15 protein-coding genes and 1 tRNA gene are annotated in these 15,568 nt (G+C 54.6%); 3 read left to right on the forward strand and 13 right to left on the reverse strand.

From position 1 onward, the window contains the following. Positions 1–3: 3 nt before the first annotated feature. Both KW808_RS01565 and KW808_RS01570 read right to left on the reverse strand, forming a co-directional pair. Entirely contained in the window at positions 4–387 is a 384-nt protein-coding gene (locus KW808_RS01565; RefSeq protein WP_003855762.1) for a cation:proton antiporter subunit C, read from the reverse strand. Continuing rightward, the gene (locus KW808_RS01570; protein WP_003863333.1) at positions 384–3,278 is read right to left on the reverse strand and encodes a DUF4040 family protein; all 2,895 of its coding nucleotides are present in this window, start codon (positions 3,276–3,278) and stop codon (positions 384–386) included. The genes KW808_RS01565 and KW808_RS01570 overlap by 4 nt, the downstream gene beginning before the upstream one ends. A gap of 173 nt (positions 3,279–3,451) precedes the next feature. Here KW808_RS01570 and KW808_RS01575 point away from each other — a divergent pair, with 173 nt between their 5' ends. Continuing rightward, positions 3,452–4,918 (forward strand): ABC transporter permease, encoded by a 1,467-nt coding sequence (locus KW808_RS01575; RefSeq protein ID WP_034983487.1) that lies wholly within the window; start codon positions 3,452–3,454, stop codon positions 4,916–4,918. 103 nt (positions 4,919–5,021) lie between these two features. Here the strand turns inward: KW808_RS01575 and KW808_RS01580 are convergent, their stop codons facing one another. The 8 genes from KW808_RS01580 to KW808_RS01615 form a co-directional block, all read right to left on the reverse strand. Continuing rightward, complete coding sequence (locus KW808_RS01580) at positions 5,022–5,888, reverse strand: endonuclease domain-containing protein (protein ID WP_003863331.1); 867 nt, start codon at positions 5,886–5,888, stop codon at positions 5,022–5,024. Positions 5,889–6,181: 293 nt separating this feature from the next. Next, entirely contained in the window at positions 6,182–6,553 is a 372-nt protein-coding gene (locus tag KW808_RS01585) for an integrase core domain-containing protein (RefSeq protein ID WP_499652463.1), read from the reverse strand. Further along, positions 6,546–7,178 (reverse strand): DDE-type integrase/transposase/recombinase, encoded by a 633-nt coding sequence (locus KW808_RS01590; protein ID WP_499652464.1) that lies wholly within the window; start codon positions 7,176–7,178, stop codon positions 6,546–6,548. Before KW808_RS01590 ends, KW808_RS01585 begins: the two co-directional genes overlap by 8 nt. After that, positions 7,145–7,360 carry a hypothetical protein gene (locus tag KW808_RS01595; RefSeq protein ID WP_499651905.1) on the reverse strand — a complete coding sequence of 72 codons (216 nt, stop codon included), beginning with the start codon at positions 7,358–7,360 and terminating at the stop codon, positions 7,145–7,147. Before KW808_RS01595 ends, KW808_RS01590 begins: the two co-directional genes overlap by 34 nt. Positions 7,361–7,362: 2 nt before the next feature. Then, positions 7,363–8,172 carry a hypothetical protein gene (locus KW808_RS01600; protein ID WP_034983451.1) on the reverse strand — a complete coding sequence of 270 codons (810 nt, stop codon included), beginning with the start codon at positions 8,170–8,172 and terminating at the stop codon, positions 7,363–7,365. 113 nt (positions 8,173–8,285) lie between these two features. Further along, entirely contained in the window at positions 8,286–8,954 is a 669-nt protein-coding gene (locus KW808_RS01605) for a response regulator transcription factor (RefSeq protein WP_003863330.1), read from the reverse strand. Continuing rightward, positions 8,932–10,401, reverse strand: coding sequence for a sensor histidine kinase (locus tag KW808_RS01610; RefSeq protein ID WP_003863326.1), 1,470 nt, complete (start codon positions 10,399–10,401; stop codon positions 8,932–8,934). The genes KW808_RS01605 and KW808_RS01610 overlap by 23 nt, the downstream gene beginning before the upstream one ends. A 26-nt stretch (positions 10,402–10,427) precedes the next feature. Beyond that, positions 10,428–10,784, reverse strand: coding sequence for a hypothetical protein (locus KW808_RS01615; protein ID WP_003863325.1), 357 nt, complete (start codon positions 10,782–10,784; stop codon positions 10,428–10,430). Positions 10,785–10,965: 181 nt separating this feature from the next. On the opposite strand from KW808_RS01615, the gene KW808_RS01620 reads away from it, so the two are divergent. Then, complete coding sequence (locus tag KW808_RS01620) at positions 10,966–11,586, forward strand: DedA family protein (protein WP_003863323.1); 621 nt, start codon at positions 10,966–10,968, stop codon at positions 11,584–11,586. 48 nt (positions 11,587–11,634) lie between these two features. Here the strand turns inward: KW808_RS01620 and KW808_RS01625 are convergent. Next, a tRNA-Pro gene (locus KW808_RS01625) sits at positions 11,635–11,708 on the reverse strand. Positions 11,709–11,759: 51 nt separating this feature from the next. After that, entirely contained in the window at positions 11,760–12,668 is a 909-nt protein-coding gene (locus KW808_RS01630; protein ID WP_003863322.1) for a metallophosphoesterase, read from the reverse strand. A 36-nt stretch (positions 12,669–12,704) separates the two neighbouring features. Here KW808_RS01630 and KW808_RS01635 point away from each other — a divergent pair, with 36 nt between their 5' ends. Next, the gene (locus KW808_RS01635) at positions 12,705–13,160 is read left to right on the forward strand and encodes a GatB/YqeY domain-containing protein (protein ID WP_003863321.1); all 456 of its coding nucleotides are present in this window, start codon (positions 12,705–12,707) and stop codon (positions 13,158–13,160) included. 6 nt (positions 13,161–13,166) lie between these two features. Here the strand turns inward: KW808_RS01635 and KW808_RS01640 are convergent, their stop codons facing one another. Then, positions 13,167–15,554: a transglycosylase domain-containing protein gene (locus KW808_RS01640; RefSeq protein ID WP_003863320.1), complete on the reverse strand. Its 2,388-nt coding sequence runs from the start codon at positions 15,552–15,554 to the stop codon at positions 13,167–13,169. Between the last annotated feature and the right edge of the window lie 14 nt (positions 15,555–15,568).

The following is a 15,568-nucleotide window of genomic DNA, read 5'->3' on the forward strand; positions in this document are numbered from 1 at the left end:
CATTTAAGCTCGGTCCTCCTGATCTGTTGGGTTGGTGACTGAACGAGCGCTAGTAGTCAAAGGCGATTGATCGTCATCTGGTTCGATGGACCGGGTGTCGTCGCTGCGTCCCAGTGCTGCCAAGGCCAACATGATGGTTGTGGTGGCCATCGCGATGACGATGGCGGTGAGGACGAACGCTTGGGGGAGTGGATCGGCGGCGTCGGTAAGCGGGGTCCTGTCGGGGAAGGCTTCGCCGCGCCACGTGGGCACACCGGCGTACAGGATGGTCAGGTTCGCTGCGTGGCCGATCAGTGACATGCCGAAGACGATGCGCACCATTCCGCGTTGCTGAATGAGGTAGACACCTCCACCGAAAAGTATCGCGACTGTCAGTGCGAGAATCATCGGTTTGCCTCCTCTTTGTTATCGCCTGCGGGGTTGATGGGTTCGGGCCAGTCTTCATCGCCTTCTGGTTCGGGTTCAACCGTTGGCGTTGCTGGCAGTGGGCCACTTCGGCGGGCGTAGTCCAGATCTGCAATGTCGGTACCTGGGCGCAGGTATCCGCCCAGGCCGTTGATTGCCATGGACACCATGCCCAACACGGCCAGGTACACGCCGAGGTCGAAGATCATCGAGGTGGTCCAGTGCTGGCCTGCGAAGTTGAAGTGGATGGCGTACAGGAAAGAACCGTGGGTGAGTCCCAGTACGCCCGAGAACACTGCCATCAAGATGCCCGCACCAGTGAGAATGAAAGGAACATTCGGGCGGAAAATGCGGCCATCTTTGGCCTTGGACAGGTACAGGAACATCAGCGCGCCACCGGCAATTAGGGCTGCGATGAAACCGCCTCCCGGATCATTGTGTCCACGCATGAACACCATGAAGCTCAAGAAGCATAGCGCTGGAACCAGCACCTTAAGCAGCATGCGCAGCGGAATGGAGTTCAACTGTGATTGGCCAAAGGGGCGAGGGTGGGTGCCCTTGGCAAACGGATGACGAGGCATGGAAGCCACCATCGCACCGATGACGACAGCTGCCATGCCAAGCACGGAGAGCTCGCCCAACGTATCCAGTGCACGGAATTCCACGAGGATGGTGTTCACCACGTTGGCGCCAGAGGTGATCTCTGGACCTTGGTTGAGGTACCACATGGCCAGCTCAGAACGTTCGTGACGGCCAAGCAATCCCCACACCGCCATGAATGCGGCGAAGGCAGCAAGGACGGCGACAAGAACGGTGCTGCGCCTTCTGCTGGGCTTGATGCGCTTGAAGTTGGCAGGCTGGTGGCGGACAACCATCATGATGATTACCACGACGAGGCCTTCGACCAGGAACTGGGTCAGTGCCACGTCAGGTGCGCCGAGCAGCAGCATTTGGAAGGACACACCCACGCCCACGGTGCCCACCAAAACTGCAGCGCTGAGGCGGTTTTGGGTGGTGACAAGGCCAAAGACAGATAGCGCGATGATGGCAAGCGGAATGAGGTCGATCCAGCGGTCAATGCCTGGCTGCTTTGGTGCCAGTTGAACAGACGGATGAATGGTGGCAAAAGCAGCCAGCGCCCAGAGCAGCACGATGAGGCTGACCAAGTGCCTGCGTGGGCTCATGGAATCAGCCATGCGGCCGAAGAATTTACCCAGCAAGTTGGCTCGGTAAACCAGCATCGATAGGATGTCGTTGCCTGTGGCGATGGGGAAAGGGCTGGTCTCGGCGATTTTCCACAGCTCTTTGCGGAACAGCACACCAAGGATTCCGGCCACCAGCACACCCAAGGAAATCAACAGTGGGGTGTTGATGCCGTGCCACAATGCCAAGTGCATGTGCGCCGCTTCCCCCGCGGCGGAGGTGGCTGCGGCGGAGACGGGGGCGTCGAAAAGCGAAAGTACTAGGACTAGTGGCAGAGACATAAGCCCAGGCAGGGCGGCCGGAAGCCAGAGGGAGACGGGGGCTTCCTTGACGTGTGACATGTCGCGTGGGCCGTCGACGAATGCGCCGAGCACGAGTTTCGCGGAATATGTGAAGGTTAGAACCGCGCCGATTGCTGCCCCGACTAGCAGTAATACAACATAGGAGTTGCCGATGGGGGCGTCCATGAACGCTGTGATCATGCCTTCTTTGGACACGAAGCCGAGCAGTGGCGGGACTGATGCCATCGACAGCGCACCTATTAATACAGACACAAACGTGAACGGCATCTTCTTGACCAGGAAACCGAGGCGACGAATATCGCGCGTGCCAGTCTGGTGATCAATCACGCCAATGAGCATGAACAACGAGGACTTGAACAGCGCGTGGCTGAGCGTGTGCACAATGGCAGCGCCGAGCGCGAAAGGAGTGCCCACGCCGATGGTCGCTACGATCCAACCCAAATGCGACACAGTGGAATACGCCGTGAGCTTCTTCAGATCGGTCTTCTGCACCGCGAAATACGCCGACATGATGGCCGTACCCATGCCGACGATAATCAGCAACCAATTCCAGACCGCAACATCATGGAACACAATGCTAAAGCGCAGCAACAGGTAAATACCCGCCTTGACCACGGCCGCAGCGTGCAGGAACGCCGACACGGGGGTGGCCGCAGCCATCGCCTCAGGCAGCCAGAAGTGGAACGGGAACTGCGCAGATTTGGTGAACGCGGACATTGCAATCAGCACCGCAATAACACCCGTGAGCACTGGCTTCTCCGCCCAGAAATCAGAGTGCAAAATACCATCGAGGCTGGTGGTGCCAGCTTGGGTCGCAGCAATCGCCACCGCAGTAAGCAGCGTGAGGCCGCCGAAAAACGTCAAAATCAACGTGCGGATCGAACCAGATTCACCAGAAGAACCCGAACGCGCAATCAACATGAATGACGCAAGCGAAACAAGCTCCCAGCCGACGAACAACACAAAGACATCATCGGCAAGCACGAGCAGCAAAATGGCAGCGGTAAACGCCGTCATGATGGTGTAAAAACTCGTGTTGCCCTTCTTCCGCGGCAAATATTCCGCCGAATACACAAACACCACAGCGCCGATAACCAGCGCCAACAGTGCAAAGAACAAACTCAACGCATCAGCGCGCAAGGCAAACTTGACGTCGACACCCGAGCCGAGAATATCCCTCACCCACGTGATATCCCAGGTCAGCGCCTGACCATCCAAAATTGGACCAGCCTCACGCACCAAAAAATATGCGGCGACTGCAAAGATTACAGCCAAAGGCCATCCAGCTTTTCGATCAATCACCTTGACCGAAATTGGCGCCAAAAATACTGAGATCACAGCAAGCGCCACAACAAATAGCAAACTCATGCATTATCCCTAATCGCCCATAGAACCCTCGCCACCGCCAAAACGATTTCAGTGACACGGGAGGGCATTTACCCTTTAAATTGACTATTTACAAAACTACTTGATGAGGTAGCAAGAGCACATTTCGGTGCGCCTCCCTGCTAAACCTTAAAACAATAACTAGATTGCACACTATGTCTGCCGCTGCTTCTCGATCAAGAAAAATCTTGACTGCCCTCCTGCTATTAGTCCCGCTCATCGCAGGTACTATCTACGCCTCCGCCATGGGCTTGGACGTCTCCCGCGCATGGTCCTCAGCAGATGAGGTAACGGGGGCACCTGCAGCCTCCGTAGCCACCAACAACCAGGAGCTTATCGAAGCCCGTCGCGCCGCCGGAGAAGCCGGCGCCCAAGCGGGGTTCCTCACCTCAGGAACTGAAGAGCTAACCACAGGAACACAGCAGCTTATCGACGGCGCAGCCCCACTCGAAGACGGCGTCTCAGCCGCGGCTGACGGTGCAGCGCAACTCCACGATGGCCTCATCCAACTCCAGGCCGGCACTGGACAAATGGGAACCGGCGCCACCGAAATTGCCGACGGCGTCCAAAACGCAGTCGAACAACTTGGCGGTCTTGTCGTTGTACAGCAGCAACTCTTAGGCGCCCTCAACGAAGCAGACAAACAACTCGCCTCCAGCAAAATCCCCGAAGCAGAAGACCTACGCAAACAAATCACCGAAGTCCGAGGACACCTCGAAAACTTCGGCATCTCCGTAGAAATGACCGACCAACTCGATCAACTACGCTCCGGCACCCGCGACCTGGCTAACCAACTCGCAGTCCCCGGCTATGGATTCCACGATGGTATTTACAGCGCCACCAATGGAGCAGCCGAATTATCTGCAGGTTTGCAAGAGCTAGAAGCAGGCGTTGGGACTGCCGTCGAAGGCTTCACCGCACTCGATGAAGGTGCAAACCGATTAGACTCCATGGCCACCCTCAACGAAGAAAAAACCTCCGCAGTCCAACGAGCCCTCCCGGTACCCCAAGTACCCGCCGGCACAATCGAAGGCACCGCAGACGAAGAACGCACCAGCGCACTAGCGCCCATGTACGCCTTCTTAATTTCAGCATTGGTCATGCTGGCCGGTGCAGCACTTGGATGGGCAACACTAAAAAACAAGTGGCTGATGGCCTTTGCTGTCATTGGTGTCACTGCAATCGGTGGCATTATCTTGTTCACTGTCGCCCTGGGAATGTCCGTGGTTGCACTCTTTGGAGCTCTAGGAATTTTACTTCTGGCCACTGTTGTTGCCGGTATTCTCTCCCGGATTTTGCTTGACGTGTTGGGAACAACCGGGGCTATTGTGGTTTCTGTTCTGGGATGGGTAGCCCAAGCTGCAGTAATTGGCCACGTTTGGAGTGTTACCGCTGTATCCAATATCGCACTTGTGTGGCGAGTCGTCGCAGGCATGATGCCACTGCATTACCCAACCTTTGCAGTGACTTCCATTGGTAATGGCGGATCAGCTGCAGCAGTGTGGATGTCAGTCGCTGTTCTAGTAGCGATGGGTGCCATTGGAGCTGTTGCGCTTCGGAAGCCAAAGGCGGTTGCGGTTGCGGATGATGTAGATACAGACCAAGAAGCCTCGGAATTCTGATGGTTTTGGTCTGATTCGACCTGTTCTAGGCCTAAAAAGTTAAAGAAAAAGACCAAGAGCCCTATGTTTTTATGGTGCTCTTGGTCTTTTTTCAGTGATGCCGTTAGCCCACCGTTTGCATGGGTAACCTTCGGCGTCTCTGAGCCTGCTTTCGGCGGAGAGAGCTATTGATCTGTTGTATCAGGTTGTTCCAGGAATTCGGATTCTGCAGAGTTTTTGATGTCACTTCTAGGACATCCCATCCCGCACTTTTCAGAGCATTCTTCCGATGAGAATCTTTCTCTCGCTGCTCAGAGGTGTAGTGCCATCCGCCGTTGTATTCGAGGGCAACCTGCCACAGCGGATCTGCGAGATCTAGAAAATAGGATTGACCGTCGTATTCAACATGAATCTGTGGGATGAAGCCGTGGTAACCCAGTGAATGAAGTCTGACCCGAAGTCGTGATTCTTGCGGAGATTCAGCAAAAGGATTGGCGTATTGAGTGTGTTTCTTCAGTTTTGGCTCTTGTATGAGTTCTTGGAATAATTCGGGGCGCTGCCTGATGAGATGATCGATGAGAGCTACTTGGTCTTCAAAGTCGTTGAGAGAATGCAGGTCGAAGACGTCTTGGATCGCTTGAACATCATTAACGAACCTAATGTTGCCACTGAGCAGGGTGTTTTCTGGTTCAATCCGCCTGAGAATTTCACCTCGTGAGCAGTCCCTCTTGTTTAGATCTCCGGAAACACTGATGATTGGCATCCACTGATCGTCTAAAAGCTGATAGCCACGTTGCTTTAATGCTGCATATCCGCGAAGTACTCCTTCTGGGCATCTTTTGAGCAGTGCTTGGGTCACTAAGTTGGGATCGTTGATTAGATCGTTTTTTAGATAGACGAAGCCAGTAATTTTGGTGAAGAGTTTGTTAAACGTTCTTCTTGAATATTCGTGGGCAAGTTCTTTATATGTGACAGGTTTTTTCGGTTCCATACTCTAGTTAGACTGCGATCTCGAGCAATTGGTTCCGAGGCTCTAGAAGCTCGTATAAGGCGTCGAGTTTTTCGAATGAACGTTCCCCTGGGAGTGCTTGTGTTCGTGCTTCTAACGGCCACACAGCGAGTTGGGATTTTTGGGTTCCGAGCTGGCTTTTTGGTCAGATTGCGGTGTTAGGCCAAAAGCCCTTGCGCCTTTGTACTCTTTGGTTCAATACGACACTTTGGAGGGCTAGAACGCTCGCTGCCAGGGGTTTGTGAACCAGGGGGGCGATAAGAACACGTGCTAACTCAAGCACTTAACAGCGACGCTACACCACCAACCCTCTCCTGTACAGACCCATCATCACGCGCACCATTAAGACGCACCACACCAGCAACTTCCTGAACCACCGGCTGTCCCACATACCGCTGCGGGAACTGCCGGTAATGGGCATCCAACGCCTGCACACGCAACCGATGCACCGCCCTCCAACTACCATCAAACACCGACTGTGGAGTATGCCCAGCCACACCAGAATGCGGATGAACCGTGTTGTAATACACCACAAACTCCTCCACCCACACCCGGGCCTGATCCATCGATGCAAACACCTTCGGATAAAACGGCCGATACTTCAACGTATGAAACACCGACTCCACAAACGCATTATCATCACTCACCCGCGGCCGAATCAACGACAACGCCACACCATGATCCGCTAACAACCGCCGCCCTCGTCGATGTCATCGCCGACCCATTATCCGAATGCACCGTCACCACACCCGGATTATCCGCTAACACCTGCGTTAACAACTCCACCGCGGTGGAGGTATTTTCCGTCGGCGCGACCTTCGCCCCAACAATCTTGCGGGAAAACAAATCAATCGCCAGATGCAACGCATAGGTCTTACCACGTACCAGCGACGGCAAGAACGTCACATCCCAACACACCACCTGACCAGGCTGTGTTGCTTCCAACCTCGGCTTAACCCGTGGCGTTGGTGATCGTTTCACCGGGGACAGGGCACTGACTCGGTCTTTGTGTAACAACTTGTGCTGCTTGGCAACACGCCACCATGTACGTAGTGATGCGCGGTAGATGCCTTTGTTAAACAACATGTTAAACACCCCACTAACGCTCAGTTGTGGGTACGCGGTGATCGCATCAACAATGAACTGGCGTTCGTGTTCTGCCAACGCTTGACGCACCGACGACACTGCTGGCTCCTTCCCCTGCCAAGGCTCTGGTGTGGGTTCCACACCAGGTGCTGCTAGTTCCACACCAGGTGCTGTTGGTGCTGGCACGGCCTGCAGGACAGGTTTCGGTGCAGGACAGGGACGCGCTTGTTGCGGTAATACGCCGTTGATTTCGACAGCTTGATCAGCCGTAATGCCTTGTTATGGCTCAGCCTGGCACAGGTGGTGAGATCTGTGATCAAGGTGTTTTCTTCCTTGAGTCCTTGATCAAAGGCGCGTTGCTCATCCACGTTTAGGTGGCGTCCTCCTCGTCTAAGCCCTCGCCAGGATTGGGCCTGGTCCCAATAGCTTTTCCCAAGATATCGATCACCATTTGATTCTGATGGTCTTTTTGCTTGTAGTGCGCGAGTTCTTTCTTCAGCGCTGCGATTTCTTTGAGGTACTCGTTTTCCATGATCGTGGCTCTTTCTAGTTGTTGGGCAATCATGTGGCGTAGTCGAACGATTTCGACCACGGTTCGGGTGGTCATCAACCCGATCTTGCGGGGTGAGATATCAGCGTCTAAGTCCCCGTCGGTCATAGCGGCGCACCAGGCCATGATGGTGTGCTTACGGAGTTGGTAAAACGTGAGGAATTGCTGGCCCTGACCGTGTGGTTGAGCTAAGTATCCTATGACCAGGTCACGTTTGTCATCAGCCGTTAGTGTGGTGACATCGTCGACTGGGGTGGTGCGTTCGATCCCGAAGCGGTGGGCATCATCAAAAGCATGGGGAAGCCGGCTGAAGGTGCTTATTGCTGCTAGCCAGGTTCGAACGGTGCAGTGGCCGATGTTGTTGGCTGTGAGGAAGGGCTGGCGGTAGCCGTGCGGCAGGGTGGTGTAGATCCGCATGAACTCGAGTCGTGTTTGTGGCTCGTAGTAGCGTCGCCCGTTGGCGGAGATTCGATCTGGTGGGAAGATCGGCCACTCGATGCTGTGTGGGTCCGGCGCCGGTGGTAGCTGGGGTGCTGTGGGGGCAGGGGCCGGGGGCTGTGGGATCTGGGGTAAGGCTTCGGGACTGATCAGATCCAGGTAGTCCTGAAGGACTGAGAAGGGGATGGACATGATGAACTCCTTGCTAAGGATGGTGGTTCACCACTGACCTGACACTGAGAGAGAAATGTGAAATCTGAACCAAAAGACAGCGTAGATTTTAGGTTTTTGGTCTCGTTCTGCAGTTAGCGCAGCCGGTAGCCAGATCCTCGGATGGTTTCGACCCGATGGGCACCGATTTTCTTCCTCAACGCGCGGATATATACGTCCACCACGTTTGAGCCGGGGTCCCAATCCATGTCCCACACCAGTCGGAGGAGTTGGACTCGGGAGAGGATTTGCCCTGGGTGTCGCATGAGAGTTTCTAAGAGATCGACTTCGCGGCGGGAAAGGTCGTGCCAGGAGCCGTCGATAAGCACACGCTGGGTACGAAGATCGAGCTCCAAATCGCCGTTTCGTAGCACGCGCGCATCGGTCGGCATTTCCTGAGGAGTGTGTTTGGCGAGGCGGAGTTTGATGCGGGCCAGTAATTCTGCGAATTGGAATGGTTTGGGCATGTAATCGTCGGCGCCGCCCTCGAGGGTGCGGAGGCGGTCCTCGATGTTGGTGCGTGCCGTGAGGACAATGATAGGTAGCGTGACCTGCAGATTTCTTAATTGCTCTAGGATATCCGTGCCGTCCATGTGGGGGAGGCCGAGGTCTAAAACCATGAGATCGAAATCGCCGGAATGTGCGCGGGCGAAAGCTTCGGCGCCGGATTCGGTGACCTCGCATTCGAAGCCTTCGCGGATGAGGCCACGAACGATGAAATCTGCGATGCCGGCGTCATCTTCAGCGAGCAGGATCTTGCTCATGGGTGTATTCCTTTGATTGTTGTGGTGCGGGAATTTCTAGTCCGAAAATGGAACCTAAACCTGGTGTTGAATTAACGAAAGCTCGGCCACCATGGGCCTCGCCGATTGCTTTGACAATAGATAAGCCTAGGCCGGCGCCACCGGGACGCCGTGAATTTTTTTGGGAGCCTCTGGAGAAGCGATCGAACAGGGCTTCTTGTTCATCCATATCGACACCCTTTCCTTTGTCACGAACCCAAATGCGAAAAACGCGGTCGGGGCCAGACCCCCTGAAATCTGATCCCAACTCCACCACATCATCGCTGTAGCGCAACGCATTGCCGAACAACTCCAGCACTGCCTCGGTGACCCGATGCTCGTCGAGGTTTACTTGCCCCTCGGCGGCGTCGACAAGCAAAATTCGGTCGCTGATGGTGCGGGCTTTGTCTTCGATATCGATTGTTAAATCCGTGACATCCGTGGGGTGGGCGTGGATGAAGGTGCCGGAATCGGCGACTGCGAGGGTGAGCAGATCATTGACCATTCGCGACATTCGATCCAACTCAGTTGTGGCCAGCTCAATCGACCGCGCTTGTTCCTCCGGCGGGGTGGTGGCGAGAAGCTCTAACTGGCCACGCACCACTGTGATCGGGGTGCGCAGCTCGTGGCCGGCATCATCAACGAACTGGCGCTGATCGTTATACGCGATTTCGATGCGATCCAACATGGCATTGAAAGTCCTGGCCAGCTGCGCAATCTCATCACGACCCTCCACAGGGACGCGCCAGGTGAGATCCGAATTACTGATCTTTGCGGACACGGAACTCAATTTGCGGATCGGGGCAATGATCTGGCCTGCAATCAACCAAGCAATCAGAATTGAGGCAATCAAACCCCCTGTGCCGATCAAAATGAGAATCTGGATTTGGCCGTTGACCTGGTCTTTAAGATTATCAGCGAAGAATGCGACAACGAACTCACCATCGGCCTCACCGGAAGCAGTTTGGAAATTCACCTTTCCCCAGTGAGTGGTTCCGCGTTCAAGATCGCTGAAAACTCCAGAATTCAGCGTGGACTGTCGGATTTCCGAAATCAACGGATCGGAGTGTTCCAAAGGAAGCGGATGGGCGCCACTGAGCTGGGAGTAATCAACCTGAATGAGCTCACCTGGGAAAATGCCGACAATGGCTTCATTTTCATCCGGAATCTGCCTCGACAGGTAAACCTCCATCAGGCGATGCCCCGATTCAAAAGGCTGCGCAGTTGTTGGATCAATTCCTTCGGCTGCAAAGCGACGAAACTCCTCAATTTCCTGCTCAACTGCCGAGTTCGCGGTGTTGGTTACCTCTGAAAGCAGCACCGAACGGGTAATGATCACAACGCTGGCCAGGGTCAGGAAAACAACCGCTGTCATCCACAGGACGATTCGCCAGCGCAGCGATGCAATCAAAGGAGTTGATTTAGCCATGAAATAGAAAGTGCCTCAGGGGTTAGTTAGTCGTCATCGTCGTCCCAGTCGTCGTCGAAGTCATCATCATCGTCGTCGTCCCAGTCATCGTCATAGTACTGATAATTGAGTGGAACTTGTGGGGCTTGAGGAATTTGAGCGGGGGCAGGAACTGGGGGTTGTACTGGGGATTCTTGAATTTGTGTGGTTGGTTCTTCCGGAGCTTCTGTAGCAGGGGGCTCATACGCGGAAGTTGTGGGAGTGGAACGCTGGTTGACCGTGGCGGGTTCACTTTCCACATTAGGGGTAGCACGATTATTTGCCAGTGCAGATCCTCCGATGGCAACGAGTACGAGCAGAGCCAGAATCGTAATCAGTGGGGCGAAACGGGGGAGTGATTTCATTGGGGGTTCTCCTTGATCAACTCAATCTGTATTCCATTGTTAGGCACCAAGATGAAATGAAGATGAGAAGTTTCACTCCAAGTGCGCAAGGTTGCGGTTTGGGGTGGAATCATCAAGAAATTGCCAGGATTGATCATTAATATCGGCTCAATAAGGCTCTTTTTAATGAGAGGGATTCCCATTGAATGATCAGTTGGTGAGTTGGGTGGAAACACTCATGACAGCATCGGTGTTTTATCCGGTGCTGTCAGTTGTGGTGCTCATCGACTGCATTTTGCCGCTTATCCCCAGTGAGACTGTTCTTGCTTTGGCAGGGGCGTGGTCAGGAGCTCGGGGAACTCCAAACTTGTGGTTGGTTATTTCAGTAGCAACGTTGGCCGCGATCATTGGTGACAACCTGTGTTATTTCTTTGGCACGCGGTTGATCAATATGGTGAACAGGATTCCGGGAGAATCGAGGCGCGGAAAAGCGCTGGAGTGGGCGCGGAAGAACCTTAATGAACGGGATGTTTCGACAATCATTATCGCCCGCTTTATTCCGTGGGCTAGGTGGTTTGTCACCATCATTTTGGGATCTGTGGGATATTCCTGGTCGAGGTTTATCGTGTGGGATTCCATTGGAGTGCTAATTTGGGCAACCCAGGCAACTTTGTTGGGTTATGTGGGCGGATGGCTTTTCCAAGAACAGCCGTTGATCGGCCTGGTTGTAGGCGCAGCTTTGGGAATCTTCTTCGGGTTCTTTTTGCAGTGGCTCAACAAAATGTGGGAGAGGCGTCGTCTGGCGAAAGTGGCTGCAGAATGAAAATCAGGCCAGACAGTGGGAACACTATCTGACCTGGGTTTTAAGTTGTCGGGATAACAGGATTCGAACCTGCGACCTTACCGTCCCGAACGGCACGCGCTACCAAGCTGCGCCATATCCCGAGTTACTGGAATCAGTACGGGAAATCACTGTAGTCCTGTGGGTTTGTCAGGTCAAAGTGCCTGTTCAGTGATCTTTATTAGGGTGGCGCTGGGTCGGCAGAAGATGCGGAATGGGACGTATTTGGAGGTGCCGAGGCCGTTGGAAACGTGCATCCACATGTCGCCAAATTTGTTGAGGCCGGTGGCGCGTTTGCGGTCGATTCCACAGTTGGTGACAATTGGCTTGCTGCCCGGAAGACAAAGCTGACCGCCGTGGGTGTGGCCGGAGAGGGAAAGCTGGTAGCCGTCGGCTTCGAACTGAGCGAGGACTCGAGGTTCTGGGGCGTGAAGCAACGCTATGGACAGATCAGCGTCCACGTTTGGTGCCCCTGCGATCTCTGAGTAGTCGTCGAGGTCATGGTGGGGGTCATCAACACCTGAGATGGCGAGGCGGACGGAACCTACTTGGAATTCGAGTCGCTTTTGGTTGGCGTCTTGCCATCCGTGTTCGATGAAAGCAGCTCGCATGGCTCGCCAGGGGAGGTCGATGTGGCTCACTTCGCGTTTTTTACCGAAGAGGTAGCCGAAAGGATTGACGGGGCGGGGTGCCCAGTAATCGTTGGTTCCGAAGACAAACGCGCCGGGGCGGTTCATCAGTGGGCCGAGTGCGCGGAGGACGTCGGGGACTGCTTTTTCATCGCTAAGGTTGTCGCCGGTGTTGATCACCAAATCGGGGCTTAGTGAATCGAGTGCGGAGACCCATGCTTTTTTGGTTTCTTGGCCTGGGATCATGTGGAGATCAGAGATGTGGAGAAGGCGGAATTCCTTCTTTCCACGGAGCGTTCCAGGCTTCAAAATTGGCAGTTCTACTGTTTTGAGCTCGAATTTTTTGAGCTCTGAGTATCCCCATGCAGCGGTGGCGATACCAGCTCCGAGTAGGGCTGCACTTGAAAAAGTGAGTGTTTTAGCGATAGTTGACACCTTATTCACCCTACCTGGGGAGTACTCTGGGCAAACATGAGTGAACTAAAAGACAAAATCCGCGCAGATCTGACCACCGCTATGAAGGCCCGCGACAAGGACACCACTGGTACCTTGCGCATGCTGCTTTCCGCATTGACCCAGGAAGAAACATCGGGAACCAAGCACGAACTCAATGATGAAGAAGTGTTGAAGGTGATTGCTCGTGAGATTAAGAAGCGTCGCGAGTCCGCTGAGGTGTATACCGAAAATGGTCGTCAGGAATTGGCTGACGTTGAGCTTAAAGAGGCTGCCATTTTGGAGGGCTACCAGCCTGAGCAGCTTGATGATGATCAGCTGAACGCGCTGATCGATGAGGCTATCGCCGAAGTCGGTGGCGAGGCCGATATGAAGAAGATGGGCCAGATCATGAAGGCTGCTACCGCTAAGGCTGCTGGCCGTGCAGATGGAAAACGACTCTCCACCGCAGTGAAGAGCCGTTTGAGCAACTAGGTATTTCTAGCGGAAGAACTGGTTGATGGCGTCATTGATGGCGTCTTCAATGGTTGTTCCGCGGTTGTTTGTTGATGGAGCAGGGGTGTCTCCATCGTCGCTGTCATCATTGTTGGTGGCAGCGGGGGCAGGGCTTGTGCCGTCGGAGATGTTCAAAATGACGGTTCCACCGTCGATAAGCACTGCACCCTGAGGGGTTGCGCTGACCACGGTGCCGCGCGCGCTGCCGGCGCCGGAGACTGAACGCGTGGTGACCTTGTAGCCTTTGGCTTCGAGGGTGCGTCGAGCGGAGGCTTCGCTTTGGCCGACAACCTGGTTGAGGAGTTCGCCTGAAGTGCCGAGGCGGAATGAATCGCTGCTGGATGGCAGTGTTCCTTGCGAAGCTGCGGGGACGTTGCTTGCCATGTTAAACCATGTTTGAGCTGGTTCGTTACCGCCGAAGAGGTTACCGCTGCTGCACTGGCGGACGGGGCCGCTGCACAGTGGGGTGGTGGAGGTGCCGTCATTGTAGATGTATGGAGCTGCGGCAAAGTTGCTGTTGAAGCCCATAAATGCTGAGGACTGGTTGGACTCGGTGGTACCGGTCTTCGCTGCGGTTGGCAAGGACCATCCGTACATGCTGGCTGCAGAGGCCGCAGTTCCGCTGACCGTATCCTTGCTCATGCCGACGGCCAAAGCTGAAGCCGTTTCGGCATCGATGGCGCGCTCACATGCAGGGCGGTCGATGTAGACTTCGTTGCCTTCACGGTCATGGACGCTGGCGATGGGGTTGGGTTCGCACCACATGCCACCGGACGCAATGGTTGCAGCAACATTGGACAATTCAAGAGGGTTAACAGCGGTAGGTCCAAGAGTGTAAGAACCGAGGTTGTTGTCCTTCATGTAGTCCGCGATTGAGCTTTCGCTGTCGAAGGAACCTTCATCGGTGTAGCTTCGCAGGCCCAGCTTTACTGAAAGATCCACAACGGTGTCCACGCCAACCTGCTCGATCATTTCAACGAATGCAGTGTTGGGGGACTGCGCGAGAGCGTCCTGCAGAGTCATGCGAGGCGCGTAGGATCCTGCGTTTTCCACGCAGTAAGTATTTGCGGGACAGTTCGCGGCACCGCCGGAGCCCATGCCCTTGACCTCATATCGAGAAGGAACATCCAACATGGTGTCTAGGCCAGCGCCCTGCTGAATGGCTGCAGCGGCGGTAAAGATCTTGAAAATGGAACCGGCACCATTACCCACACGGGACGTTGCCTGAGGCAGCATCGTTTCACCAGCATCCAGGTCAAGGCCGTAGTTGCGAGAAGAAGTAATAGCCAAAATATCGCGGGAGTTCTCGCCAGGCTCAATGACGTTCACAACTTCAGCGACACCTGGGGTGGTTGGATCAACGTGGGAGGACACCGCATTGTGCGCTGCATCCTGAACATCTGGATCCAAAGTCAATTTGATGGTGTAGGAATCCTTCGCCAGCATATCTTGGGTGATTCCCTGCTCAGAAAGATATTGCAGAGCGTAATCGCAGAAGAAACCACGATCGCCAGCGCCGATACAACCATTGGATAAGCCTTGCGGGGTTTCCAGGACACCCAAAGGTTCCTGCTGGAAAGCCGAAGCCTCGTCTGGGGAAATCGCGCCAGCATCAGCCATAGCGCCCAAAACAGTATTACGACGCTCAAACACAGCATCATGATTGGTGTATGGATTGAGATAAGACGAAGACTGCACAATGCCCGCGAGCATCGCAGACTGTGGAATGGTTAACTCGGCAGCCGACGTACCGAAATACGTCCGCGCCGCAGCCTCAACACCATAAGCACCATTACCAAAAGGAACAATGTTGAGATAACGAGTCAGAATCTCATCCTTCGACAACGTCTTTTCCAAATCAGACGCCATCTTCATCTCACGGAGCTTACGAGGGATGGAGGTTTCCACAGCAGCTGCCTGCTCCGCCTCATCATCAGCTTCCACCAACAGCAAGAAGTTCTTCACATACTGCTGGTTAATCGTCGAAGCACCCTGCTCCACGCCACCCGCAGCCAGGTTCGTCAGGATTGCACGACCAAAGCCCTGCAAATCCACACCATCATGCTCATAGAACCTGCGATCCTCAATCGAAACGATCGCATCCTTCATCGACGTAGAAATCTGATCACCCCCAACCTCAAACCGCCGCTGCGCATAAATATAAGCAATCGGCTGGTCGGTGGAATCAGTAATCGTCGTGACGCCCGGCCCGCGACCATCCGTCAGATCTGAAAGGTTGGTCTGCATCGTGTCATTGGTACGCGCAACCGCAACGCCAGAAAGACTAGCGAAAGGCACAAGTGCGAGCGCACCAAGGACGCCAGCGGCGACTGTAGATGCAACGAGCTTTGTCAGAGAATTCGTGGTGGACACTCCAACAGCCTAGC

Source organism: [Brevibacterium] flavum, assembly GCF_019317305.1.
Classification (GTDB): domain Bacteria; phylum Actinomycetota; class Actinomycetes; order Mycobacteriales; family Mycobacteriaceae; genus Corynebacterium; species Corynebacterium glutamicum.